Source organism: Halomonas sp. 113 (genome assembly GCF_904067645.1).
In the GTDB taxonomy this organism is placed as follows: Bacteria; Pseudomonadota; Gammaproteobacteria; order Pseudomonadales; family Halomonadaceae; genus Vreelandella; species Vreelandella titanicae.
On sequence record NZ_LR881453.1, the window covers coordinates 2,088,194 to 2,112,747 of the forward strand.

General features: G+C 55.8%; 20 protein-coding genes. 18 read left to right on the plus strand and 2 right to left on the minus strand.

Going from position 1 to position 24,554, the window contains the following annotated elements; genetic code table 11:
- Positions 1 to 60: 60 nt before the first annotated feature.
- Both rhlB and dinG read left to right on the plus strand, forming a co-directional pair.
- Positions 61 to 1,335 (plus strand): ATP-dependent RNA helicase RhlB, encoded by a 1,275-nt coding sequence (gene rhlB / locus YERSI8AC_RS09790; RefSeq protein ID WP_236561334.1) that lies wholly within the window; start codon positions 61 to 63, stop codon positions 1,333 to 1,335.
- A 5-nt stretch (positions 1,336 to 1,340) separates the two neighbouring features.
- Positions 1,341 to 3,470 (plus strand): ATP-dependent DNA helicase DinG, encoded by a 2,130-nt coding sequence (gene dinG, locus YERSI8AC_RS09795; RefSeq protein ID WP_022523846.1) that lies wholly within the window; start codon positions 1,341 to 1,343, stop codon positions 3,468 to 3,470.
- 38 nt (positions 3,471 to 3,508) lie between these two features.
- Here dinG and YERSI8AC_RS09800 read toward each other — a convergent pair whose 3' ends face one another.
- A complete protein-coding gene (locus YERSI8AC_RS09800; RefSeq protein WP_022523845.1) occupies positions 3,509 to 4,585 on the minus strand; it encodes a 3-deoxy-7-phosphoheptulonate synthase in 1,077 nt (358 codons plus the stop codon).
- Between the two features lie 379 nt (positions 4,586 to 4,964).
- Between YERSI8AC_RS09800 and rpoE the strand changes: the two genes are divergently transcribed.
- The 12 genes from rpoE to acpS all read left to right on the plus strand — a co-directional run bounded on the left by rpoE (position 4,965) and on the right by acpS (position 16,137).
- Positions 4,965 to 5,564: an RNA polymerase sigma factor RpoE gene (gene rpoE / locus YERSI8AC_RS09805; protein ID WP_009286436.1), complete on the plus strand. Its 600-nt coding sequence runs from the start codon at positions 4,965 to 4,967 to the stop codon at positions 5,562 to 5,564.
- A 308-nt stretch (positions 5,565 to 5,872) separates the two neighbouring features.
- A complete protein-coding gene (locus YERSI8AC_RS09810) occupies positions 5,873 to 6,592 on the plus strand; it encodes a sigma-E factor negative regulatory protein (protein WP_022523844.1) in 720 nt (239 codons plus the stop codon).
- 54 nt (positions 6,593 to 6,646) lie between these two features.
- Positions 6,647 to 7,690 carry a MucB/RseB C-terminal domain-containing protein gene (locus tag YERSI8AC_RS09815; RefSeq protein ID WP_159176665.1) on the plus strand — a complete coding sequence of 348 codons (1,044 nt, stop codon included), beginning with the start codon at positions 6,647 to 6,649 and terminating at the stop codon, positions 7,688 to 7,690.
- 1 nt (position 7,691) lies between these two features.
- Entirely contained in the window at positions 7,692 to 8,159 is a 468-nt protein-coding gene (locus YERSI8AC_RS09820; RefSeq protein ID WP_159176666.1) for a SoxR reducing system RseC family protein, read from the plus strand.
- An 81-nt stretch (positions 8,160 to 8,240) separates the two neighbouring features.
- Positions 8,241 to 9,653: a DegQ family serine endoprotease gene (locus YERSI8AC_RS09825; protein ID WP_022523841.1), complete on the plus strand. Its 1,413-nt coding sequence runs from the start codon at positions 8,241 to 8,243 to the stop codon at positions 9,651 to 9,653.
- Positions 9,654 to 9,848: 195 nt separating this feature from the next.
- Positions 9,849 to 11,666 carry a translation elongation factor 4 gene (lepA, locus tag YERSI8AC_RS09830; protein ID WP_022523840.1) on the plus strand — a complete coding sequence of 606 codons (1,818 nt, stop codon included), beginning with the start codon at positions 9,849 to 9,851 and terminating at the stop codon, positions 11,664 to 11,666.
- A gap of 15 nt (positions 11,667 to 11,681) precedes the next feature.
- On the plus strand, positions 11,682 to 12,485 hold the full coding sequence (gene lepB, locus YERSI8AC_RS09835) for a signal peptidase I (protein ID WP_159176667.1): 804 nt from the start codon (positions 11,682 to 11,684) through the stop codon (positions 12,483 to 12,485).
- Positions 12,486 to 12,552: 67 nt separating this feature from the next.
- Positions 12,553 to 13,245: a ribonuclease III gene (gene rnc, locus YERSI8AC_RS09840; protein WP_009286441.1), complete on the plus strand. Its 693-nt coding sequence runs from the start codon at positions 12,553 to 12,555 to the stop codon at positions 13,243 to 13,245.
- Positions 13,242 to 14,141 (plus strand): GTPase Era, encoded by a 900-nt coding sequence (era, locus tag YERSI8AC_RS09845; protein ID WP_009286442.1) that lies wholly within the window; start codon positions 13,242 to 13,244, stop codon positions 14,139 to 14,141. The genes rnc and era overlap by 4 nt, the downstream gene beginning before the upstream one ends.
- A gap of 8 nt (positions 14,142 to 14,149) precedes the next feature.
- A complete protein-coding gene (gene recO, locus YERSI8AC_RS09850) occupies positions 14,150 to 14,845 on the plus strand; it encodes a DNA repair protein RecO (RefSeq protein ID WP_022523839.1) in 696 nt (231 codons plus the stop codon).
- A gap of 56 nt (positions 14,846 to 14,901) precedes the next feature.
- On the plus strand, positions 14,902 to 15,726 hold the full coding sequence (pdxJ, locus tag YERSI8AC_RS09855) for a pyridoxine 5'-phosphate synthase (protein WP_022523838.1): 825 nt from the start codon (positions 14,902 to 14,904) through the stop codon (positions 15,724 to 15,726).
- Positions 15,727 to 15,759: 33 nt separating this feature from the next.
- On the plus strand, positions 15,760 to 16,137 hold the full coding sequence (gene acpS, locus YERSI8AC_RS09860; RefSeq protein ID WP_022523837.1) for a holo-ACP synthase: 378 nt from the start codon (positions 15,760 to 15,762) through the stop codon (positions 16,135 to 16,137).
- Between the two features lie 83 nt (positions 16,138 to 16,220).
- Here the strand turns inward: acpS and YERSI8AC_RS09865 are convergent, their stop codons facing one another.
- On the minus strand, positions 16,221 to 18,953 hold the full coding sequence (locus tag YERSI8AC_RS09865; protein WP_022523836.1) for a response regulator: 2,733 nt from the start codon (positions 18,951 to 18,953) through the stop codon (positions 16,221 to 16,223).
- Between the two features lie 91 nt (positions 18,954 to 19,044).
- On the opposite strand from YERSI8AC_RS09865, the gene cysM reads away from it, so the two are divergent.
- The 4 genes from cysM (at position 19,045) to mazG (ending at position 24,542) form a co-directional block, all read left to right on the plus strand.
- Positions 19,045 to 19,953 carry a cysteine synthase CysM gene (cysM, locus tag YERSI8AC_RS09870; RefSeq protein ID WP_009286444.1) on the plus strand — a complete coding sequence of 303 codons (909 nt, stop codon included), beginning with the start codon at positions 19,045 to 19,047 and terminating at the stop codon, positions 19,951 to 19,953.
- Between the two features lie 2 nt (positions 19,954 to 19,955).
- Positions 19,956 to 21,353, plus strand: coding sequence for a 23S rRNA (uracil(1939)-C(5))-methyltransferase (locus YERSI8AC_RS09875; RefSeq protein WP_022523835.1), 1,398 nt, complete (start codon positions 19,956 to 19,958; stop codon positions 21,351 to 21,353).
- A 73-nt stretch (positions 21,354 to 21,426) separates the two neighbouring features.
- Positions 21,427 to 23,703 carry a GTP diphosphokinase gene (relA, locus tag YERSI8AC_RS09880; RefSeq protein WP_027959135.1) on the plus strand — a complete coding sequence of 759 codons (2,277 nt, stop codon included), beginning with the start codon at positions 21,427 to 21,429 and terminating at the stop codon, positions 23,701 to 23,703.
- Entirely contained in the window at positions 23,703 to 24,542 is an 840-nt protein-coding gene (gene mazG / locus YERSI8AC_RS09885; RefSeq protein ID WP_022523833.1) for a nucleoside triphosphate pyrophosphohydrolase, read from the plus strand. The genes relA and mazG overlap by 1 nt, the downstream gene beginning before the upstream one ends.
- Positions 24,543 to 24,554 lie beyond the last annotated feature (12 nt).

A 24,554-nucleotide genomic window follows, 5' to 3' on the forward strand; every position in this document is an offset into this window, starting at 1 on the left:
CCTGGTACAATGCGCACGTCAAGAAGCCAACTTCCACAGCAATGGACAGATAGACAGCCTATGAGCGAGTCGGAACAGACCACAGCCCCGGCCCAGAATCGCAAGCCAAAACGTCGCCGCCGTAAACCGCGTCGTCGCCAGTCGAACTGGGATCTTCGTCAGTTTCAGGTGCCCGCCGTGGCCGGTAAGTGGCGCTTTCATGACTTTGATCTGCCGCTGCCCTTAATGCGCGCTATTCATGCCCAGGGGTTTGAGTACTGCACACCTATTCAAGCGGAGGCCCTGCGCCAGACGCTATTAGGTGGCGACATTGTTGGCAAAGCGCAAACGGGAACCGGTAAAACCGCAGCCTTTTTGATCTCTATGATGGCCTACTTCCTGGAAGAGCCAACACCCAATGGTCAAAAGCCGGGGGCTCCGCGTGCCTTAATTATTGCGCCCACCCGCGAGCTGGCGCTGCAGATCGAAAAAGATGCTAAAGCGTTAGCGCGTTTCACGCAGCTCAATGTGGCGAGTGTGGTCGGCGGTATGGACTACCAAAAACAGCGTGACAGCCTGGGCAGCAAGATCGATATCCTGGTGGCAACACCTGGGCGTCTGTTGGATTTCCATCAGAAGCGCGATATCGACCTCAATGAAGTCGAAGTTTTGGTGTTAGATGAAGCCGACCGCATGTTGTCGATGGGCTTTATCCCCGATGTGAAGCGGATTATTCGCTACACGCCGAAAAAAGAGGAGCGCCAGACCTTCCTCTTCTCGGCCACCTTTACCGACGACATCTTGAATCTCGCCAGTCAATGGACGCTTGATCCTGCCCACGTTGAGATCGAAGTCACCGTTGAGAATCAGGCGGATATAGATCAGCGTGTGTATCTGGTGTCTGATGACGACAAGCAGCGCTTGCTGGTTAATTTGCTTCAGCAAGAGAGCTTTGAGCGTGTGATGGTCTTTGGTAACCGTCGCGATTTAGTTCGCAAGCTTGACGATCTGCTCAAAAAAGCCGGTGTCAGTGCGGCGATGCTGTCGGGCGATGTGCCTCAGAATCAGCGTATTAAAACCCTGGAAAGCTTCCGCGAAGGCGAGATTCAGGTATTGGTCGCCACTGACGTTGCAGGCCGTGGGATCCATATTGAAGACGTTAGTCACGTCATCAACTACACCCTGCCGGAAGATCCGGAAGACTACGTACACCGTATCGGTCGTACTGGTCGAGCTGGCGCTAAGGGTGTGTCGATTAGCTTCGTCGGTGAAGAGGATGCCTTCTCGCTGCCGGAAATCGAACGCTATATCAACGACAAGCTGCCCTGCGTGCATCCGCCGGAAGGTATGCTCTAAGCCGCATGCTCGATACAGCCCTCAAAAGTGAGATTCAAGACGCTTACCGTCGCGTGGTGGACACCCTTGAGCTGACCCCACGCTACGGTCAGCGCATGATGATCGCCGAAATCGCCCGGACGCTGGGTAATATAGAGAGCGACGACGAGGGTAAGCGCACCAGCGATACCCATGTCTGTGTGCTTGAAGCGGGTACTGGTACCGGTAAAACACTGGCCTATCTGATCGCCGCCTTGCCGATCGCGAAAGCGCGGGGCAAGCGGCTGATTATTTCCACGGCCACGGTTGCTCTTCAGGAGCAGGTGCTGAATCAGGATCTACCCTCGCTGGCCAGTCATAGCGGCATTGCGTTTCGCTACGCATTAGCCAAAGGGCGTGGCCGCTATGTGTGCGTGGCACGTCTGGATCAGGCGCTCGAAGGTACTGAACCCAACCCGACGCTATCGCTGTTTGAGCAGTCGCTGCAAACACAAAGTAGCGACTTCACCGTGATTGCCAGCGATATGGCGCAAGCTTACGGTCAGGGTGAATGGGAAGGGGATCGTGATAATTGGCCTGAGGCGATTGAGGATGCCCACTGGCGGCGGCTGACGGTTGACCATCGCCAGTGCACGGGTAGGCGCTGTGGGCACTTCGGTGCCTGCGCGTTTTTCCGTTCCCGCCGAGAGCTTGAGAATGCTGACGTTATCGTCGCCAACCACGACCTTGTGCTGGCTGACTTGGCCTTGGGCGGCGGCGCTATTCTGCCCGACCCAGCGGACTGCATCTTTGTCTTCGACGAAGGCCACCACCTGCCCGAGAAGGCGCTTTCCCACTTTGCCCACCGCTTTGCGGTACACGGCTGCTTGCGTTGGCTGAAAACGCTGAGAAGCAGTTTGACCGACCTTCACCAGGCGTTGGCTATTCAGCCAACGGTGTCGCGGCTTTTGGTTAGCTTGCCAGAGCTGATTCATAACCTGGAGCCCGCACTGGGCGACGTGTTTAGTATGGGGCATCAGTTGGCGGAGCGGCCAAACGGTTTGGCTGACGAAGAGGCCACCCATCAATCGCGTTTTGAGAAGGGCCAAGTGCCCGATGCCCTGCGGGAACAGGCGCAGCAGCTATTGGTGATGTTTGCTTCACTGTCGCGCTGCCTCGAGAGTATCAGCGATATTCTGCGCGAAAGCCTTGATCCCGATAAGCAGACCGGCCTCGATCGTGAGCAGGCAGAAACCTGGCTGCCGCTCGTTGCGTTGCTTCATGGGCGGGCGTTAGAGGCGCATGCCTTGTGGCAGGCATTCAGTGAGCAGGATGTTGCTAATGAGGCGCCCAGCGCTCGCTGGATTACCCTAAGCCGTGTAGCGGGGGAGCCGGAAGTTGAGTTTTCGGCTAGCCCCGTTTCAGCCGCACATACCCTGGCCAAGCATTTATGGGGGCGTTGCCATGGGGCGGTGGTCACCTCGGCAACGTTGACCGCGCTGGGGCGCTTTGAACGCCTGCAAGAGCGTGCAGGCTTGGCGAATCGCTACCGCTATCAGGCGCTGCCGAGCCCCTTTGATTACGCCAATGCCGTGCTGCGAGTGCCTAAAGAGGCCACTGACCCTGGCGACAGGGAGGCCCATGAGCGGGCGATTGTGACTTTTGTCTCGCAGTTGGCCGACCAAGAGGCGGCGCTGGTGCTGTTCTCTTCCCGCGCCCAGCTGCGTGCAGTAGACAAAGCGTTGCCCGCGAGTGTGAAGGAGCGCGTGCTCGCTCAGGATGCATTACCTAAGCGTGAGCTTATCGAGCGCCATCGGGCGGCAGTGGATAGGGGCGAGGGCAGTATTATCTTTGGCTTGGCGAGCTTTGCTGAGGGTATCGATCTTCCCGGCGACTATTTGACGCACGTGGTGATTACGCGGTTACCCTTTGCGGTACCCGACGACCCAGTGGGTGCTACGTTAGCGGAGTGGATAGAAAGCCAGGGCGGTAATGCGTTTATGCGCATTAGCGTGCCCGATGCGTCTATTAAGCTGGTGCAAGCCTGTGGGCGCTTGATTCGCAAAGAGAGCGATCGTGGGACGATCACCTTGCTGGATAAGCGGGTGATTACCCGCCGCTACGGACAAGCACTGCTGGATGCACTGCCGCCATTTCGGCGTGAGATTAGTCGCTAGAACGTCATGAAAAACCCCGCCGTAGCGGGGTTGTTGACTTACTTGACGATGCGCTTGGCCAGTGTGGCGGCAAGTTTATCGTTCATGCGGCTGAAGGTCTCCACCGTGGTATCCCAGTCGATGCAGGCATCGGTAATGGAGACACCATACTGCAGTTGGCTAAGGTCTTGGGTAAGTTTTTGATTACCCCAGCCAATGTTGGATTCAACCATCAGGCCGATAATGGAAGTGTTGCCTTCCAAAATCTGGTTGGTGACGTTTTCCAGCACCAATGGCTGTAGCGCAGCGTCTTTGTTGGAGTTGGCGTGGGAGCAGTCGATCATTATGTTGGGTGAGAGCTTGGCTTTTTCGAGCTCTTTCTCCGCCAGGGCAACGCTTACACTGTCGTAGTTGGGCTTGCCGTTGCCACCGCGTAGAACGACGTGGCCGTAGGCGTTGCCGCGGGTGCGAATAATGGCTACCTGGCCCGCTTGGTTAATGCCCAGGAAATTGTGCGGGCTGGCCACGGACTGAAGCGCGTTAATCGCCACGTCCAGGCTGCCGTCGGTACCGTTTTTAAAGCCGACCGGGCAGGAAAGGCCGGAAGCCATTTCCCGGTGGGTCTGGGACTCGGTGGTACGGGCGCCAATCGCTGACCAGCTGATGCAGTCCTGCAGGTATTGGGGAGAAATGGGATCCAGTGCTTCTGTGGCTAGCGGTAAGCCCATTTCGGCCAGATCGACCAGCAATTTACGGGCGATATGCAGACCCTCATCGATCTCAAAGGAGTCGTTGAGGTGCGGGTCGTTGATCAGGCCTTTCCAGCCGACCGTTGTGCGCGGTTTTTCAAAATAGACACGCATCACGATATACAGGCTATCGCTGACCTGGTCAGCCAGCTCACGAAGGCGGCGGGCATAGTCGAGGGCGGCTTCCACATCGTGGATTGAGCATGGACCGACCACTACCAACAGTCGCGGGTCATTGCCATCCAGGATGTTCTGAATGGTTTGGCGACCTTCGATCACGGTGCGCTCTGCCGCCTCCGTTAACGGCACGGCATTCTTGAGCGCTTCTGGCGTGGTGAGAACGTCTTGAGCGAGGACGTTAAGGTTATTAACCTGCTGTTCTGGCATCTTGCTACCTGTGCTTTGCGTAATGACTGAAAAAGTAAGGGGGCGATAAAAGTGGCACATACTATCGCTCGCCGGGCAGGTAAAAATCAATTGCTGCGGAACTATAGCGGCATTAAAAGTGTCAGCCGCACGGTTTTTGCGAAAGGCGGTAAGCGCTTGATGCGTTGCGCGGAACGCGCAACACTGGGAGCCCTGTCGTTAAAATTTAGTACCGTTATAATAATGCAGCAATTTACTCGGGCGACGTATTCGCTCTTTTATTCACTCTATTATTAATCAATGCCCAAGGGACGCTATGCTGCTTGCTGTGAACGCCCATTTGTCAGGGCTAATAGGAATTGGGCTCGGCGCATGCCGTACGAGCTGGAGGAGCGTGTGAATGGGCACTCGGGAAACAGACCAACAGCTTGTTGAACGTGCCCAAAAAGGTGATACGCGCGCTTTCGATCTGCTGGTGAAGAAGTACCAGCACAAAATTATCGGCCTGATTGGTCGTTATGTTCATGATCACTCTGAAGTTCAGGATGTAGCCCAGGAGGCATTTATTAAGGCGTATCGCGCCTTGGGTAAATTTCGCTCAGAAAGTGCGTTTTACACCTGGATGTATCGCATCGCGATTAACACGGCGAAAAACTATCTGGTCTCGCGGGGAAGGCGCCCGCCGGGAAGTGATATGGATATTGTCGACGCTGAAATCATTGATCAAAGCGGTCGACTGGCAGATTCCGAGTCACCGGAAGCGGCGATTGCCAGAGACCAGCTTGAAGCCGCGGTTTATCAGGCAATCGAAAATTTGCCGGATGATCTGCGCACGGCGATTACCCTGCGTGAACTGGATGGTCTTGCTTATGAAGATATTGCTCAGGTCATGCAGTGCCCTGTGGGAACCGTGCGTTCACGAATTTTCCGCGCCCGCGAGGCGGTTGATGAACATATCCGCCCATTAGTATCGACCGCGCGGAACAGTCGCGAAGGGTAGTGGTCGTAGTGGGGGAGGCGATATGAGCGTTATAGGATGTCAGCCTTAAAAATAAAGGTTTTATTTTTTGTGAACTGTCTGGCATGTAAGGCGTCATAAAGCCTGACTATCTTGATGAGCACGCTGGTGTGTCAATCGCTGATATATCAATGTGCAAAGTGTCATGAGCTTGGCGTCGCAGGCTAATGAGTTTTGCTCATTTAATTAGCCTTAACTGAGTCTTGGCCTTGGAAGTCGTCGGAGTGGTGGTGCGTATAACGCAAGCCATCACCCCAGTACTTCTTTTAAACAGTGTGAGGGTGTGAAGTATGAGTCAAAACACACGGGAATCACTTTCGGTGTTAATGGATGGCGAGAGTGATGAGCTTGAGCTTCGCCGAGTGTTGAAGGCACTGCCTAATGATGACGATGCCGCAGATACATGGCGCCGATATCACCTTGCCCGCAGCATGATGCAGCGGGAGCAGGGCGTTGATGTAAGCGTTGATCTCTCCGCTGGCATTATGGCCAGACTGCGCGAAGAGCCTGCTCCAATGACACAAGGTGCCGAGCCTGTAGCTCACCGTACGGGGGGTATTTCGTTCGCCCGCGGCGCTGGCGTTGCTGCTGCAGTGTCACTGATGGTGATCACCGGCGTTCAGTTCTTTGGCAACGACTCACCCGTTGGCCAGGGCAGTGGTGACATGGCAACGACCGCACCTGGCGCTAATCAGGTACAGCCCGTCAATTTGGCCTCTCAGTCGGCAGTAGCCTCACGTGCTGATATGCCCATGTTTGAGCCTACGCCGTTTCGGCTTAGCGGTCAGTCGGGTCAGGGCGGTCTGATGAATATTAGTGAAACTGGGTTTTCAGCGCAGACGCCTCAGGGAGTGACTGCTTCCCAGGGAACCAATATTGATGTAGATCAGATTGGCTTGCTGCAATCTTATTTAGAGCAGCATACTCAGAGCGCTGCTTACGGCAGTGGTGATAGTTGGATGCCATTAATGCGTTCATCTGCAGTGACTGAACCATTAGGTCAGCGCTAAGCTGAATGACGTTCTTTTTGACGAAGCCTGTTAAGTGAGTAGGGAGTGCGCGGGATGGGAGTGCGCAACATGATCGTGCCCTGGCGATTAAAGCGTGCCTGGGTACTGGCAGCAGTAGTTGGTACGCTCTCTTTTCAAGTGCATGCAGAAAACGCCAATAGCTCGTCCGACGTTAGCCAACCGGTTCGTCATGCTGGCTACGAGTGCGCGGCGGAATCCGAAGAGCAGCCCAGTAATGCCACGCAGTGGCTTGAGCGTGGTTTGTTGGCTAGCCACTGTTATGCCTTCCAAGCCAGGGCGGTGGCGATTGATGCTATTGATGTTCGCACGCTGGCGCTGTCGCATCGCATCCAGAATGGCATTCGGCAGCAGGTGGTTCAGTACCTAGACGGTCCTTCCGTGAGTATTGAGCGGCGCTCGCCGGTGGGTCGACTGGCTTGGACTGAAGAGCATAGTAATGGGGAGATGCCTACTCCTGCAGGGTGGGCGGCTCATCTTGAGAAATATTACGCTATTGAGCTTGAGGATGATGCTCGGGTAGCCGGTCGCGATGCCGTTAAACTTATTTTCGAGCCTCGGGATCAATGGCGTTTTTCCCATCAGTGGTGGTTAGATCGAGATACCGGCCTACTCCTTAAGCATGTACTCAGTGATCAGCAAGGTAGGATCATTGAAACCTTCCAAATTACCCAGCTCCAATCGCCCCAAAAATATACCGGCCGCGTACGAGTGGGCTCGCCCACCGTTATCCTCAACACGCCTTGGCATACCACTTGGTTACCCGACGGCTTTGTTGCGCAACCGGTTACTTTTGCCGGCGACGATGTGCATCAGCGTGTTTACAGTGATGGTTTGGCTACCGTGAGTATCTTTGTAGAGCCTCTTGCATCTGAAGCAACCATTGCCTTGCAGGAAGGTGTGCAGCAGTTGGGTGTCTCGGCCGTCGCCATTGAGCACACCATCACCGCTGAAGGGCGCTGGCAGTTGGTGGCCATTGGTGAGCTGCCCGTAGCAACGCTGCAGCGTATTGTTCGCTCAATCACTTTCGACCTGCTAGAAGACCAATCTCAAGAAAGCGTCGATGAGGTGAGTAGATAAAATGACGACCTCCGCGCCCTGTGGCTCTTTACTTGGCACTTCTCTGCTTCGTACTGGCACGGTTGTCGATTACACCTCCCAGGGAGTAATCGTTGAAATTGCCGCCCAGCAGAACTGCGAGCAGTGTGCTCAAGGGAGAGGGTGCGGGGTCGGATTGCCGGCGCGCCAGCGCAGCCAACGCATTGCCGTAGCGGTTCCCTCCAAAACAGATAACGCCGAGCGCAACTATCCGTTAGGAAGCCAAGTCATTATCAGCCTGCCGCGTGCCTCTGTCACGTTGCTGGCTTTTTGTGTTTATGGGCTGCCGCTACTGCTTGCGCTGTTGCTATCCGGGCTGGTCGCGCTCGTTAGTACTACGATTTGGCTGGCGCCCCTGGGCTTTTTTATTGCTTTGATGGCCGGTGCGCTAAGTATTAAATGTCTAATGCGCGGGCGTGGGGAACGCTTTCGCCCACGCTTGGTCAATTAGTTTGTTAATGAGTTCTCCGGTATCTCGCCGTGAGTTGTTGATATACCTTCGCTTACTATCACATTAAGTAGGAGCTCTTGCATGAAGCGCTTGATTCTCCCTTCCACGCTTTGGGTTTGTGTGGTGGCATTGCTGACGTTTGGCCAAGCCGCCAGCGCTCAGAATTTGCCTGATTTCACCGCATTAGTTGAAGACGCTGCCCCTGGGGTGGTGAACATCTCAACCAGTCGAACGGTTCAGCGCAGCAGCGCGCCCGGTTTTGGCGGGTTCGGTGGTCAGGAAATCCCCGAGATTTTCCGCCATTTCTTTGGGGATAGCTTTCCAGCGCCCCCCAGTAATGGTCAGGGACGCACAGAAGAGCGACAGTCTCTAGGCTCGGGGTTCGTCATCAGTGAAGATGGTTATGTAATGACCAACGCGCACGTGGTGCAAGATGCCGATGAGATCCTTGTGCGGCTCAATGATCGCCGCGAATTGAGAGCAGAAGTGGTTGGTAGCGACCCACAAACCGACGTGGCAGTACTCAAAATTGATGCCAATGATCTGCCTACGCTCAATCTAGGTGACTCTGACGAGCTAAAAGTAGGTGAGTGGGTTGCCGCGATTGGCTCTCCTTTCGGTTTCGACCACTCGGTCACTGCGGGTATCGTCAGTGCGATTAATCGCACCTTGCCGCGGGATGCATATGTGCCCTTTATTCAAACCGATGTGGCAATCAATCCCGGCAACTCCGGTGGCCCGCTGTTCAACTTAGACGGCGAAGTTGTGGGAATCAACTCGCAAATATTTACCCGTAGCGGCGGCTTTATGGGCGTCTCGTTTGCCATTCCCATTAACGTTGCCATGGATGTGGCCGAGCAACTGCGTGAAGGCGGTCGGGTAGACCGTGGTTGGTTGGGCGTCATGATTCAGCCTGTGTCTGATGATCTGGCCGAGTCGTTCGGTATGGAGAATGCGATTGGCGCCTTGATTGCCGATCTTGATCCAGAAGGCCCAGCGGCCCAGGGTGGACTCCAGGCGGGCGATGTCATTCTTGAGGTCAATGGTGAAGAGGTTGAGCGCTCAAGCTCGCTGCCGCGACTGATCGGTAAAGGCGCGCCAGGCACCGAGGTGGAGCTCACCTTGATGCGTGACGGTGAAGAACTGACCGAGTCTGTCGAGTTAGGTAGTTGGCCAGACACTGAGCAGCAGTCGGCACAGGCAGGCAGCAATAACCAAGCGCGTCTTGGCGTAATGGTCGCTGAAATTGATGACACCATGCGCGAGCAACTGAATGTTCCCGGCGGTGTGATCGTTCGTCAGGTTGAGTCTGGCAGCGTGGCTGCTGAGGCCGGCATTCGCCCAGGCGATGTGTTAGTGAGTATTGATCACCGCAGCGTTTCCTCCTCAGCTGAGCTGGTAGAGATTGTCGAGGCGTTGCCGACTGATCGCGCTATTCCAGTTCGTCTGTTCCGCGACGGACGTTCCCTGTTTGTAGCGCTGCGTCTGGAATAACCCGCCTATTTTCACTCCTGGTCCGGCGGTTCTCGCCGGACCGCTGTTCCTAGCCTGCGCATATCGCTACAATAGCGGATATCTTTTTGTCGGAAATGGCCCTTATTTTTAAACGGCAGCTGTTTTCGAGCTTTGAACTCTCGAAGCGGCCTGTTTATGCGGCCGCTTGCGTACCACTAAGGCAGAACAGACTCGATGTCCCAAGACGTTCCCAACGGAAAGCTTAAGCACATACGCAATTTCTCTATTATCGCCCACATCGACCACGGTAAATCGACGCTCTCTGATCGTTTGATTCAGACCTGCGAAGGATTAACCGAGCGTGAGCTAAAAGAGCAAGTGCTCGACTCCATGGATATCGAGCGCGAGAGAGGCATCACGATTAAGGCGCAGTCGGTTACGCTGGATTACACCGCCGCCGATGGCCAGGTTTACCAGCTGAACTTTATCGATACGCCTGGGCATGTTGACTTCTCTTATGAAGTGTCGCGTTCGCTCTACGCTTGTGAAGGGGCGTTGCTGGTTGTCGATGCCGCACAAGGGGTAGAGGCGCAATCGGTGGCCAACTGTTATACCGCTATCGAACAGGGACTAGAAGTTCTGCCGGTACTCAACAAAATCGATTTGCCTCAGGCGGATTGCGACAAGGTTTCCCAGGAGATTGAAGAGATTATCGGCCTGGATGCCACCGACGCCTGCCAGGTCTCGGCCAAAAGTGGCTTGGGCATTGATGCCTTGCTAGAGCGCTTGGTGCGCGATATTCCGCCGCCCAAGGGCGACCCGGAAGCGCCGCTGCAAGCGCTCATTATCGACTCTTGGTTTGATAACTACCTTGGTGTAGTTTCGTTGGTTCGTCTGTTTGATGGCACGCTGCGCAAAGGCGATAAGATCCGTATTAAATCGACGGGCCGCGATTGGGGCACCACTGAGGTGGGGATTTTCACCCCGCAGCGTAAGCAGACCGGGATTCTGCGTGCCGGGGAAGTCGGCTTTATTGTCGCGGGTATCAAAGAAATCCACGGCGCACCGGTGGGCGATACCATTACCCACACCAAGACGCCAGATGTCGCGCGTCTGCCTGGCTTCCAAAAAGTAAAACCGCAGGTGTATGCCGGTATGTTCCCGGTCAGTGCGGATGATTATGAAGACTTTCGTGATGCGCTAGAGAAGCTGGCGCTTAACGATGCCTCGCTTGCCTATGAACCGGAAAATTCTGATGCCCTTGGCTTTGGCTTCCGGGTGGGGTTTCTGGGCACGCTGCACATGGAGATCGTCCAGGAGCGTCTGGAGCGTGAGTATAATATCGATCTGCTCACTACCGCTCCCACGGTTGTCTATGAACTAGCGATGAAAAATGGCGACGTCACCTACGTCTCCAACCCCTCAAAGCTTCCCGATATGGCTGACGTGGATGAAATGCGTGAGCCAGTGGTGCGCGCCAGCATTCTGGTTCCCCAGGAGTATGTGGGTAACGTGATCACCGAGTGTGAGCAGCGCCGAGGCACGCAACTGGATATGCAGTTTCTGGGTAACCAAATCCAGTTGGCCTATGAATTGCCCATGTCCGAAGTGGTTATGGACTTCTTTGACCGCCTGAAGTCGATCTCCAAGGGGTACGCTTCGCTAGAGTACAACTTCGAGCGTTTTGAAATGGCCAAGTTGGTGCGTCTTGACGTACTTATTAATGGCGACAAAGTTGACGCTCTAGCGGTGATTATCCACCGTGATCACGCCCACCATCGTGGTCGTTTGTTAGTGGAAAAAATGAAAGAGCTGATTCCACGGCAGATGTTTGATGTGGCGATTCAGGCGGCTATTGGTGGTCAAGTGGTGGCACGTTCCACCGTGAAAGCGCTGCGCAAAAACGTGACGGCCAAGTGTTACGGCGGCGATGTCAGCCGTAAGAAGAAACTGCTCGAGAAACAGAAAGCGGGTAAGAAACGCATGAAACAGGTGGGGCGTGTGGAAATTCCCCAGGATGCCTTCCTTGCTGTGCTCAAGGTTAACGACTAGGAAAGAACACCACTCATGGATTTTTCATTACTGCTGGTACTTGCCGTTGCGCTTTCGGGCGTTATTTACCTGTTGGACGTGTGGCTATTAAAGCCCAAGCGCCGCCAACGCTTCGCCGCCGCAGAGGCCAATACCCAGGAAGGGCTGGATCCAGTTACCAGCGAAAAGCTACTTAATGAGCCGTGGCCGGTTGACTACGCCCGTTCATTTTTCCCGGTGCTGCTGGTGGTGCTGGTGGTGCGTAGTTTTATCATTGAGCCTTTTCAGATCCCCTCTGGCTCAATGCGGCCTACGCTTGAAGTGGGTGACTTTATTCTGGTCAACAAATTTGCCTACGGCTTACGCTTACCGGTAGTCAACACCCGCTTTCTCGAAGTCGATGATCCTGAGCGTGGCGATGTGATGGTGTTTCGTTTCCCCGACGAGCCTTCGGTGAACTTCATCAAGCGGGTGGTCGGTATGCCAGGGGATCATATCCGCTATGAGGGAAAGCAGCTTTACGTTAACGGCGAACCGGTGGCCAAAGAGCTGATCGAGGATGGGCCCGATGGTTCGCCCCAGCAGCTATTGTTAGAAGAGCGCCTTGGCGACACCGAGCACTTTATTTATAACAACCCGCGAGACCCTGGCCCGCAAATGCGTGAAGTGGAGGTTCCTGAAGGGCACTATTTCATGATGGGGGACAACCGTGACCACTCCAACGACAGCCGCTATTGGGGCTTCGTGCCGGAAGAGAACATTGTGGGCCGCGCCTTTGCGGTGTGGATGCACTGGGATGGCGGGTTGCCAAGTTTTACCAGCGTGCGGCGCATTGAATGAAGACGCTGCGTGTGCTGAATTTAGTCAGTTATGTCACTTTAGTTAACGTCAATGACGTAGGAGAGCTGTGAGTAATTCCTTGAACGCTTTTTGCCGACGAATCGGTCATACCTTTGGCGACGATACGCTACTGGAGTTGGCCTTGACCCACCGCAGCTTCGGTGGTCGTAACAATGAGCGCCTGGAGTTTCTAGGTGACTCCATCGTCAACTTTGTCATCGCCGAGGCGCTGTTTCAGCGCTTTCCTCAGGCCCGTGAAGGACAGCTTTCGCGCCTGCGCGCGCGACTGGTGAAAGGACAAACCCTAGCGGAACTGGCCCGTGAAATGGAGTTCGGTGAATGCTTGCGGCTAGGTTCCGGCGAGATGAAAAGTGGCGGGCATCGTCGTGAATCGATCTTGGCGGATGCGGTCGAAGCCATTATTGGCGCTATCTATCTGGATGCTGGGATGGATGTGGTGCGCAACCGGGTGTTGGACTGGTACGCGGAAAGGCTGGGTAATATCTCTTTACAAGATACCCAAAAAGATCCCAAAACACGGTTGCAGGAGTTTTTGCAGTCGCGTCAAGCCGCGTTGCCGCGCTATGAAGTTGTCTGCGTAAAGGGCGAGGCGCATGCCCAGACCTTTACCGTGGAGTGCTACATTGACCTGTTGGCTGAGCATACCACTGGTAAAGGCCCAAGCCGCCGTCATGCTGAACAGCAGGCGGCAGAAGAAGCGCTGTCGTACCTCGAAAAAAGCCCTGGAGATAAATCATGAGCCAAACCTGCGGATTCGTTGCCATCGTCGGCCGACCCAACGTGGGCAAATCGACCCTCATGAACCGTATTCTGGGGCAGAAAATATCGATTACCTCACGGCGACCACAAACCACGCGCCACCAGGTCATGGGTATTAAAACGGTTGATGAGACGCAGTTCATCTATGTTGATACGCCGGGCATGCACATCATGTCCAAGGATCGTAATAAAGCGATCAACCGCTTTATGAACCAGGCGGCTACCCAGGCCCTGCGTGATGTGGACTGCGTAGTATTTATTATCGACCGCACCCGCTGGACGGAAGAAGATCAAGCGGTGTTGAAGCGCCTGGAGCATGTAAAAGCGCCGGTGATTTTGGCGGTTAATAAAGTCGACCGTCTGGGCGAAAAGGGCGATTTGCTGCCTTGGCTGGCGGATGTCGGTGCTCGCCGCGACTTCGCCGCTATCGTGCCGATTTCAGCCAAGCATGGCACTCAGGTCGATACTCTGGAAGAGGAAGTGGCCAAACACCTGCCTGAAAGTGTCCACTTCTTCCCTGAAGACCAGATTACCGATAAAAGCCTGCGCTTTATGGCCGCTGAGCTGGTGCGTGAAAAAGTGATGCGCCAGCTGGGCGATGAGCTGCCTTACCAGATGACCGTTGAAATTGAAGAGTTCCGCGAGACAGAGCGTGTAACGCATATCAGCGCGCTTATTCTCGTTGAGCGCCAAGGCCAAAAAGTCATTTTAATTGGTGAAAACGGCGATCGTCTCAAGAGCATTGGTCGTGAAGCGCGCCTGGATATGGAGCGCGCCCTGGGTACCAAAGTGATGCTCAATTTATGGGTGAAAGTAAAACGCGGCTGGTCGGATGACGAGCGCGCCTTGAAAAGCTTGGGTTACGACCTCGATTGAAGGTAGCGATGTCGCCAGAGCCGGCTTTTTTACTCCACCGTCGGCCTTATCGTGAAACCAGTGCGCTGGTGGATCTATTAACGCTTGATCACGGCAGAGTGCGTGCTGTGGCCCATGGTGGGCAAAGGCCCGGTTCTAAATCGCGCCAACGCCTGCAGCCGTTTACGCCACTGTTCGTGACCTGGCAGGGCAGTCGCGATTTAAAGCGGCTAACGTTGATGGAGTCTCGCGGCCAGACGGCGCTGTTGGCCGGGGAGGGGTTGCTGTGCGGGCTTTACGCCAATGAGATCGCCACCCGGCTGCTGCCGTTAGAACTGCCGGCGCCTGACGTTTTCGCGTTTTATACCGCGCTACTGGAAGCACTGCCAGCACCAGCGGAGCGCGCATTGGCGCTGCGCCGCTATGAGTGGGCGCTGCTAGAGGCGCTCGAGGCCACGCCGCAGTTTGCGACACCAGAGGGTAGTGTTTTGGATCCCCAGCTCCGCTACCGTTTTGACACCGCCAGCCGGGCATTCATACCTGCTGAGCGTGGCCTCGACGGCAGAACGCTACGTTACATTGAACAGGGTGACTGGCAGCATGAAGGGCTTGCCAATGCGCTCAAAGCGGTAATGCGCGCGGCGCTTGCGCCCCATCTGGGGACTACCGTTTTACGTTCACGGGAACTGATGCTTGATTTAGCGCGGCGTCGTCATCGGCCCTGATTTGTTTTAAATTTTGTGTTCACAAACTCTTATTTTATCGCTGCGCTGGAGGCACTATGCACCCCCCTCGGATACTGTTAGGCGTCAATATCGATCATATTGCGACACTTCGCCAAGCCCGAGGTACTCGCTACCCTGACCCCGTGCAGGCGGCATTAGTTGCGGAAGAGGCGGGTGCCGATGGCATTACGGTGCATTTGCGTGAAGACCGGCGTCATATTCAGCCCCGCGATGTACGCATTCTGGCCGAAATGCTTAATACGCGCATGAACCTGGAAATGGCTGTCACTGAAGAGATGTTGGCACTGGCTGAAGAAGTGCGCCCCGCCCATGTCTGTTTAGTACCTGAGAAACGCGAAGAGCTGACCACCGAAGGCGGTCTTGACGTTGTCGGCGGCTTTGACGCCATTGCCAGCGCTTGCCAACGGCTAAGTGCGGCGGGTTGCGATGTATCCCTGTTTATCGACCCTGACGTGGAGCAGATTGATGCTGCCCAGCGCGCCGGTGCACCGACGATTGAGCTGCACACGGGCGCTTACGCAGAAGCGCGTCCCGGTAGCGATGCAGCGAATGCAGAGTATCATCGCTTAACGACTGCAGCGACTCACGCTATCTCGCTGGGTTTAGTGGTCAATGCCGGTCACGGTTTGCATTACCATAACGTTGAAGCGATTGCGGCGCTGCCGGGCGTTAACGAGCTCAATATCGGCCATGCCATTATTGCCCGTGCGCTGTTTGTGGGCCTCAAAGAGGCCGTTCAGGAGATGAAACGCTTGATCATCGCTGGCCAAGAGGCGGGCTTAATGGCGGCTCTCGATGCTCACGACCATGAGCATGAAAACCACTCTGTGCATGTTCATAATGGCTGTTGCGGGTACTGATCAGAGGTTGTCTATTCAGAGGTTTTTAAGGCGATGATTGTGGGAATTGGCTCGGATATTGCCCGTGTGGAGCGTTTTACGCGGGCCATGAAACGGCACGGGCCACGCTTTGCTGAGCGAATTTTAGGCCCCGATGAGCAGGCGATTTGGCTACACAAAGCCCAACCCGCGGCGTTTCTGGCCAAACGCTTTGCTGCCAAAGAGGCATTTGTAAAAGCGTTGGGTTTAGGCCTGCGCCAAGGACTGCAGTGGGGGGACATTCAGGTGTTGAACGATGCCTTGGGTAAGCCCTATTTCCTGCTTAATGGCGAAGCCGAGCGGCTATTGCTAGCGGCGGGTGTCACCGCTAGCCACGTTACCCTGAGCGATGAAGCCGAGTATGCGGTGGCTTTTGTAGTGTTAGAGCGTTAACAGCTCGCCGCCAGATCAGCCAATGCTGGGTTCATGTCATTTATTCCAAGCATCTAATGGGCAACGCCTTGAAGCCTGTTCAATCAATGCCTAACCAGTTGCGGGCGCAGTGCTCGCAGCCGGGCCATTGCTCGGTAAAGGTCTTCCAATAGCCCCTCAACATGGTCTAAGCCGCTGGTGCGTAGGCGAGTTTCCAGGGTCTCTACCAGTAAGGCCAACTCGGGCGCACCGCAGTAGCGGCTAGCGCCATTGAGACCATGTACCCAATCGAGCAGCGTGGGCAAATGCTGTTGACCAAAAGCGGCGCGCATATGCTGTTCACTCTCATCCAAGCTGTCGATCAGACGTTTTAGCTGCTCTCGTGCCAGGTGCTCCTTACCCCCCGCTAAACGTGCGCCAATCTCCAGATCAATAATGGGTAGCGTGGCCGGTGCCGCATGGCTAACCCGTGGCCTCTGGGTGGCGTTAATGTCGTGCTGTGGATAGGGCGGCTCTGCAGTGCTGGCGGTCAGCCGATGAGTCACCCCCAAAAAGCGGTTGAGCAACTGTGCTAGCTGTGTTTCGTCAATGGGTTTTACCAGCACGTCATCAAGACCTTCCGCGAGCCACTGCTGGCGTTCACTGCTGAGCACGTGGGCGGTAACGGCAATAATGGGGCAGCGGGCCCAGGTGCTACTCAACCGGCGCAATGCTTGGGTGGTTTGTACGCCATCCATCCCCGGCATACGAATATCCATTAACACCATGTCGACGTTACTGGTACGGGCGAAATCTAACGCTTGGTGGCCGCTTTCCGCCGTAGAGACATGGAGGGCAGGGTCTTCAAGTAGGTTTTTGAGCAGCTCACGATTGGGTGCATTGTCATCGACAATCAGCAGTTTGAGTGGCTGAGACGCCGCTGGTAACGCGGGGAGCTCCTGTTCGCTCTTATTCGGCACGTGCGTAGATAGCAGTAGCTGCTTGAGCGTCGTTACCAACTGCGCGCGGGAAAAAGGTTTGTAGAGTGTCTCGCCGCCATGGGTTAAGTGCAGTGGCGGCAGGTCAAAACTATTGCCATTGGCTAAAATCAATGTGGGGCAGGGTGTTTGATCAATCACCGCTTGCCAGTGAGCGTGCCATTCGGGGCTAAAGTCGCTGTGCTCAAGCCCCAATATCAGCAATTTCGCTGGCTCGGAGACATCAAAGGCGATGGGTTGTGCTTCCCAGCGCTCTAGCAAGTGCTCCAGTACATGGCGGGTTGGAGCATGAGTTTCATATAGGCGAATGGTCGGATTGGCCAAGCTAATTTCTGGAGGTCGCTCGGCCGCTTTATGAGCCAGCATGGGCAGCGTAAAGAAGAAAGTGGTTCCTTTGCCCAGCGAGCTTTCCACGCCAATCTCGCCGCCCATGCGTTCAATCAATTGGCGGCAGATAGTAAGCCCAAGGCCGCTGCCACCAAATTGCCGTGAGTGGCTTGGTTCTGCTTGGGAAAAGGCGCTGAAGAGAGCCTCCTGGTGGGCGTCGCTGAGGCCAATGCCGGTGTCACTGACGCTCAGATTAAGCACCACATGCTGGCCTTCTAAATTATCCAACATGACACGCACGATCACCTCGCCTTGCTGGGTGAATTTAAGCGCATTGCCAATCAAGTTATTCAATACCTGATGAATACGCAGCGGATCACCGGTTAGCGGGGTAGGCACATCGTCATATACCATGGCCACCAAGTGCAGTTGCTTGCGCTGGGCTTCAGGGGCGTGTAGCCCGACCACTTCGTCGACCAGTGCGACAATGTCGATGTCTGTCTCTTCCAGGGTGAGGCGATTAGCCTCAAGTTTGGAAAAGTCGAGCACGTCGTTAACCAGCATCAGCAGATTGTCGCAAGCGCGGTGTACGTGCTGCAGCCACTCCCGCTGGCGCGTATCCAGTGATGAGCGTCCCAGTAACCGGCAAAAACCGATAATCCCGTTTAGTGGTGTGCGGATCTCATGGCTCATATTGGCCAGAAATTCAGACTTCACGGCATTAGCCCGCAGCGCGCTGCGGTGGGCCAAGTCGAGCTTGATATTCTGCTCTTCAATGGTTTCCATGGACTCTTGCAGCTCGCTGGTGGCCTGCTCGATTTGCGTTTGCATATCCCGCTGGGCTTGCTGAAAGTGCTCGGCCAGGGCGTTAATATAGCTACTCAGGTGATGGAGTTCTGTGGCATTAGAGGGCGCCAGATGTAGCCGATAGTCGCCGCGGGATAGCCGATAAAGGGCTTGGTTGGCTTCTTCCAGCGGGCGGGTGGTATAGCGACTGATCGCAAAAGCGACTAAAAACAGCAGCAGGCCAAGCAGCATGCCACCCAAGCTAAGGCTGGCAATCAACTTATAGCGACCAAGGGTTAGCGTACGGGTATCCATCTCGATATCTAGCCAGCCAACGCGGCTGTCCCCAGCTTGGCTGACACTTGTTTGAGGAGGGTTCAGTGGCAAGCGCAGTCGCCATGCATCCTGCTGCTTAATCAATTGCTGATCATCTGGGGCGTTTAGCGGTGGTAGGTTGGATTGCCCGAGTAATAATAGACGGTCGCCCTGGGCATCAAATAGCGCAACCGCTCGCAGTCCTTTCATAGCAAGGAGTTGACGCGACAGGGCTTCCAGACGTTGCTCATCACCCGTTGCGACCGCAGCAGCAAGGTTCGGGGCGAGCAGCTCGCCGACGCTTTCTAACCGCGTTTGGTGTGCCTCGCGAGCTTGCGTATCACTCTGTATAACCAGCAGTACGGCCATCATGGCGTACACCAGGAGCGGGAAACCGAGTAACGCAAACAGCAGTCGGGTATTCAAAGACATGAAAAGAAGCTCGCTGATTCAATGAGGTTGCCTGTCCAGCCTAAGGCAGCACCGATATAATGCAGCATAACGGTGACGATAAGGAACATTCATGAACGATCTTAAGGGCTATCCCACAATAGAAGATGTGGTTGGCAACACGCCCCTGGTACGCCTTAAGCGCATTAGCGCGGGGCGTAACAATACCCTGTTGGCCAAGCTTGAAGGCAATAATCCCGCTGGGTCGGTTAAAGACCGCCCCGCGCTCTCAATGATCAATGAAGCAGAAGCCCGAGGTGATATAGCCCCCGGTGATACGCTGATTGAGGCGACCTCAGGTAATACCGGTATTGCGCTAGCCATGGCGGCCGCGATTAAGGGCTACCAGATGGTGCTGGTTATGCCGGAAAACGCCTCGGAAGAGCGTAAGCAGGCAATGGCGGCCTATGGCGCTAAATTAATTTCCGCCAGCAAAGCGGGCGGTATGGAAGAGGCTCGGGATATTGCGGATGGCATGATCGCCAGGGGCGAAGGCAAGCCGCTAAACCAGTTCGCCAACACTGATAACCCGCTGGCCCACTATCGTACCACCGGTCCCGAAGTATGGGAGCAAACCGGGGGCGAGGTGACGCATTTCGTCAGCTCGATGGGCACCACGGGCACCATTATGGGGGTGTCGCGCTATTTGAAAGAGCAAAACCCGGCTATTCAGATTGTCGGTTTGCAGCCCGCCGATGGCGCCAGTATTCCCGGCATTCGTCGCTGGCCACAAGCGTACCTGCCGGCTATTTTTGAAGCGCCGCGGGTGGATGTCACCCTTGATATTGGCCAACAAGAGGCCGAAGAGCATATGCGCCGTCTGGCCCGTGAAGAGGGCATTCTGGCCGGGGTCTCATCGGGTGGCAGTCTCGCGGGCGCGCTACGTATCGCGGAGCAAACCGAAAATGCGGTGATTGTGTTTATCGTCTGCGACCGTGGTGATCGTTATCTCTCCACTGGCCTATTTGCCCCAGGAGTATAACCATGGCCATGTTGGGAAAACGGCGGCCGCCCAGGCCCGCGTCAGGCCACTCTGGGCTAGCGGGCACGCCTGGTGGCAAAACGCGTCATGCGGCTACGGGTGACACATCTCCTATGGTGATTGAGCGCTTAGCGCACGATGGCCGTGGCGTTGCCCACTCAGCCAACGGTAAAACGGTCTTTGTTGATAAGGCGTTGCCCGGTGAGCAGGTCGAAGTGGCCATTCATCTCACTCGCAAACGCTTTGATGAAGCGCATATCAAATCGCTGCTGACCACCTCCGAGCTGCGCGTCAAGCCGCCTTGTCCGCATTTTGGGCACTGTGGCGGTTGTGATCTGCAGCACCTAAGTGTCGATGCCCAGCGCGACCATAAACGAGAAGTAGTGCGCGATCTGTTTTCTCGCCAGGGTATAACGCTAAGCGAGATCGGCTCGATTCAAGGCAGCGATCAGGGCTATCGGCGCCGCGCACGGCTGGGGGTCAAAGTCGACAGCCAAGGCACTACGCGCCTGGGCTTTCGTGCCGCCCATAGCCATCGCCTGGTGGATATTGAACGCTGCCCGGTGTTGGTCGATCCCTTACAGCGCCTATTAACACCTCTGCGTGAGCTGCTGGGTACGTTAGAGGCGCCGCGCCAGGTAGGGCACATCGAATTATTGGCAACGGCGACCGCGCAGGTCGTGTTGGTTCGTCAGTTAAAAGAGCACACCGGGGACGCCGAACGCTGGCAAGCCTTTGCGCAGCAGCAGGGAGTGGCGCTGGGCACTTGGTTGGGGCGAGAAACACCCACACTGCACTGGCATGGCGCAGCGCCGGCGCTTGAAGAGTCGCTAACCGTTACCGGCCAACCACCGCTTAGCCTAAGTTTTGCACCGGGAGATTTTTTACAGGTCAACGCCCCGGTTAACCAGCAAATGGTCGCCCAGGTCATCCAGTGGTTAGCGCCTAAGCCGGGGCAAAAATTACTCGACTTGTTTGCTGGTATCGGTAATTTCAGCCTACCCATAGCGGCAGCGGGTGCTGAGGTTTATGCAGTGGAAGGTAACCCTGCCATGGTGGCGCGCATTGCGATTAACGCTAAGCGCAACCAACTGATGGTCAGCGGTCAGCAGGCTGATTTAAACAGCGCTGCCAGCGTTAAGGAGCTGTTGACCGTTCATGGCGGTAGCGATGCGCTTGTGCTCGATCCGCCGCGAAGCGGCGCCGAAGTTATTTGTCAGGCGCTGGCGCATCACCCGGTGCCCAGGGTGGTCTATATTTCCTGTGATCCGGCGACGCTTGCTCGGGATGCGGCACATCTTGTGCATGCGGGTTACCGGGTCAAGCAAGTAGCAGTGGCGGATATGTTCCTTCACACTGCGCATATGGAAACGCTGATGCTGTTCGAATACGGGGACTAGACGTTTCCCCATCGCATCAAGCCACGGTGGCGGTCGTGCAGAGACCGTCTCCCTGAAAGGATGAGTAATTGTCATGGTGAAAGTGCGTGAAGACCAGCCGCTAACCGCGGGCGGAAAGGTGGATATACAGCAGTGGTTAACGCGCCTGCAGGAGGATGTGCGCCTACCTGAGCCTGAGCGTCTAGTCGGCGCCTGTGAACTCGCCGAACAACTGGAGCTTGAAGCCCCGCGCACCCATCGCGTATGGCTATCGCCAGGCTCTAGTTTTCGCATGGGCCTGGAAATGGCCGATATCCTTGGTGAGTTAAAGCTAGACCAAGCCACGCTTGAGGCCGCCGTTCTCTACCGTGCAGTGCGGGAAGGGCTGCTGAGCCTTGAGTCCGTGACAAAACGCTTTGGCGAAGAAGTGGCCAGTCTGATTGATGGCGTGCTGCAAATGGCCGCTATTAGCTACCCGTTGGCGCCTGACCATGGCATGGGCCAACACAATCAGCAGGAAAACCTGCGTAAGATGCTGGTCAATATGGTCGGTGATGTGCGCGTGGCACTCATTAAGATTGCCGAACGCACCTGCGCACTACGCCAGGTAAAAGACGCTCCCCGGGAAAAAAGTTTACTGGTGGCTCGTGAAGTCGCCGATATTTATGCGCCGCTGGCCCACCGCCTGGGCATCGGTCAGCTTAAGTGGGAACTGGAAGATCTATCGTTTCGCTACCTGCACGAAGATGAGTACAAGGCGATTGCCAAGCTGTTGGCGGAGAAACGCCTTGACCGCGACCGCTATATTCACGATGTGGTCGAAACCATCAAAGGCTTGATGGAAGCTCAGCACATCCACCGCTACGACGTGGATGGGCGAGCCAAGCATATCTATTCGATCTGGCGCAAAATGAAGCGCAAACGGATCGATTTTTCACAAGTTCATGACGTGCGCGCAGTGCGTATTCTGGTGCCGGAAGTGGCGGACTGCTACACCGTGCTGGGGATTATTCACTCGCGCTGGCACCACGTGCCCAACGAGTTTGACGACTATATCGCCAACCCCAAAAAGAACGGCTATCAGTCGCTGCATACCGCCGTGATGGGGCCGGAAAACAAGGTGCTCGAAATCCAGATTCGCACCTTCGCCATGCACGACGAAGCGGAGCTGGGCGTTTGCGCCCACTGGCGTTACAAAGGCCACGATACCAACGCCAAAAGCCGTAGCTACGAAGAGAAAATTGCCTGGCTGCGTCAGGTACTGGAGTGGCAGGACGAGGTGGGTGGCTTTGGCGATTTGCGCGAAGGGCTCTCCAGCGATGTGGCCCCTGACCGCATTTACGTCTTCACTCCCGACGGTCATGTGATTGATCTGCCGCGGATTGCCACACCGATCGATTTTGCCTACCGGGTGCATACCGAAATTGGCCACCGCTGCCGAGGCGCCAAGATTAATGGGCGCATTGTGCCGCTCACCTATAAATTAAAAACCGGCCAGCAAATTGAAATTCTAACCGCTACCAAAGGTGGCCCAAGTCGCGACTGGCTAAACCCCAGTCTGGGCTATGTGCGCACTTCCCGGGCGCGGGCCAAAATTCAGGCGTGGTTCAAACATCAGGCACGGGATCAAAACCTGGACGAGGGGCGCGTGCTGTTTGACCGTGAAATGCGCCGCCTGGATGTGGAAGGTCTCGATTTGCCCAAGCTGGCCAAGGCGGTCAACTACCAAAACGCCGAGGACATGTACGCGGCCATCGGCGCTGGTGACCTGCGTATCGGTCAGGTGCTGCACCAGGCTCAGCAACTGTTTGGTGAAACCGACGACCAAGAGCAGCTCGATCGCCTGCTCGCCAAACCTAAGCGCCAATCCAGCAAAGCCACCAAAAGCGATATCACGGTGCTCGGCGTCGGCAACCTTAAAACCAGTATGGCCAACTGCTGCCGTCCGGTGCCTGGCGAACCGATTATCGGCTTTATTACCCAGGGGCGCGGCGTCACCGTTCACCGCCAGGACTGCAGTAATATTCTGCAATTGCGGCTGGACGAACCCCAGCGCATTATCGAAGTGGAGTGGGGCGAACGCGCCCAGACCCGCTACCCGGTGACCATCGAGATTCAGGCCTGGGATCGCTCCGGGCTGCTGCGCGATGTCACGGGCCTGCTCGGTAATGAAAAAGTCAACGTGCTTGCCGTGAACACGCTAACGGACACCGATGAAGGCATTGCCCGGCTGCGTATTACCCTGGAAGTCGATGGCCTTGAATCCCTGGGGCGGTTGTTCTCGCGCATTCAGCAGTTACCCAACGTTACCGAAGTGCGCCGTTTGCGCAACGCCGACCCGGAACAACAAATTCGCAAGGGAGGGGCATAATGCGCCATGGTATCGATGATCTGCTGACCCTAATGCAGGTGCTGCGCGACCGGGAACAGGGCTGCCCCTGGGATCTCCAGCAGGATTGGGACAGCATTGTGCCCCATACCCTGGAAGAGGCCTACGAGGTCGCCGATGCCATCGAGCGACGCGCTTTTGACGAACTGCCCGGCGAGCTGGGCGATCTGCTCTTTCAAGTGGTCTACTACGCTCAATTTGGCGCGGAAGAGCAGCGCTTCGACTTTGCCGATATCGTCGATACGCTGACCGCCAAAATGCTGCGCCGCCATCCGCACGTGTTTCCGGAGGGCACGCTGGCCTCCCGCCGCCCGCCAGGAGTGAGTGCCGAAGAGGTGCAAACTCAGCAGGTCAACAGCCGCTGGGAGTTATTGAAGGCCGAGGAGCGTGCCGAGAGAGCCGTTGAGCGGCCCTCTGTGCTAGACGATGTGCCGCGCACGCTGCCCGCCCTTAGCCGCGCTGCCAAGCTGTCCAAGCGCGCCGCGCGAGTAGGCTTCGATTGGCCCGATGCGCGCGGCGTGGTGGCTAAAATTCGTGAAGAGCTGGCGGAAGTAGAAGAGGCGCTCGCCGCCGGTGATCAACAGCACGCCCAGGAAGAAGTCGGCGATTTGCTGTTTGCAGTGACCAATCTTGCCCGCACGCTGAATGCCGATCCAGAGCAGTGCCTGCGCGCTACCAATGCCAAGTTCGAGCGCCGCTTTCGTTTTGTCGAGCGCGAGCTTAGCGCTGCCCAGCGGCCATTAATAGAGGCTTCCCTAGACGAGATGGAAGCCCACTGGCAGGCAGCCAAAGCAGAAGAAAAACAATCTACCCATTCCTGATCTAATAATGAC

Bases quoted from the DNA above. Each gene is read 5' to 3' on its own strand.
- YERSI8AC_RS09815 (WP_159176665.1), top strand. From the start codon at position 6,647: ATGGGAGTGCGCAACATGATCGTGCCCTGGCGATTAAAGCGTGCCTGG.
- acpS (WP_022523837.1), top strand. From the start codon at position 15,760: ATGATTGTGGGAATTGGCTCGGATATTGCCCGTGTGGAGCGTTTTACG.
- YERSI8AC_RS09800 (WP_022523845.1), bottom strand. From the start codon at position 4,585: ATGCCAGAACAGCAGGTTAATAACCTTAACGTCCTCGCTCAAGACGTT.
- YERSI8AC_RS09875 (WP_022523835.1), top strand. From the start codon at position 19,956: ATGGCCATGTTGGGAAAACGGCGGCCGCCCAGGCCCGCGTCAGGCCAC.
- cysM (WP_009286444.1), top strand. From the start codon at position 19,045: ATGAACGATCTTAAGGGCTATCCCACAATAGAAGATGTGGTTGGCAAC.
- YERSI8AC_RS09820 (WP_159176666.1), top strand. From the start codon at position 7,692: ATGACGACCTCCGCGCCCTGTGGCTCTTTACTTGGCACTTCTCTGCTT.
- rhlB (WP_236561334.1), top strand. From the start codon at position 61: ATGAGCGAGTCGGAACAGACCACAGCCCCGGCCCAGAATCGCAAGCCA.
- relA (WP_027959135.1), top strand. From the start codon at position 21,427: ATGGTGAAAGTGCGTGAAGACCAGCCGCTAACCGCGGGCGGAAAGGTG.
- lepA (WP_022523840.1), top strand. From the start codon at position 9,849: ATGTCCCAAGACGTTCCCAACGGAAAGCTTAAGCACATACGCAATTTC.
- dinG (WP_022523846.1), top strand. From the start codon at position 1,341: ATGCTCGATACAGCCCTCAAAAGTGAGATTCAAGACGCTTACCGTCGC.
- YERSI8AC_RS09865 (WP_022523836.1), bottom strand. From the start codon at position 18,953: ATGTCTTTGAATACCCGACTGCTGTTTGCGTTACTCGGTTTCCCGCTC.
- rpoE (WP_009286436.1), top strand. From the start codon at position 4,965: ATGGGCACTCGGGAAACAGACCAACAGCTTGTTGAACGTGCCCAAAAA.
- era (WP_009286442.1), top strand. From the start codon at position 13,242: ATGAGCCAAACCTGCGGATTCGTTGCCATCGTCGGCCGACCCAACGTG.
- mazG (WP_022523833.1), top strand. From the start codon at position 23,703: ATGCGCCATGGTATCGATGATCTGCTGACCCTAATGCAGGTGCTGCGC.
- YERSI8AC_RS09825 (WP_022523841.1), top strand. From the start codon at position 8,241: ATGAAGCGCTTGATTCTCCCTTCCACGCTTTGGGTTTGTGTGGTGGCA.
- YERSI8AC_RS09810 (WP_022523844.1), top strand. From the start codon at position 5,873: ATGAGTCAAAACACACGGGAATCACTTTCGGTGTTAATGGATGGCGAG.
- recO (WP_022523839.1), top strand. From the start codon at position 14,150: ATGTCGCCAGAGCCGGCTTTTTTACTCCACCGTCGGCCTTATCGTGAA.
- pdxJ (WP_022523838.1), top strand. From the start codon at position 14,902: ATGCACCCCCCTCGGATACTGTTAGGCGTCAATATCGATCATATTGCG.
- lepB (WP_159176667.1), top strand. From the start codon at position 11,682: ATGGATTTTTCATTACTGCTGGTACTTGCCGTTGCGCTTTCGGGCGTT.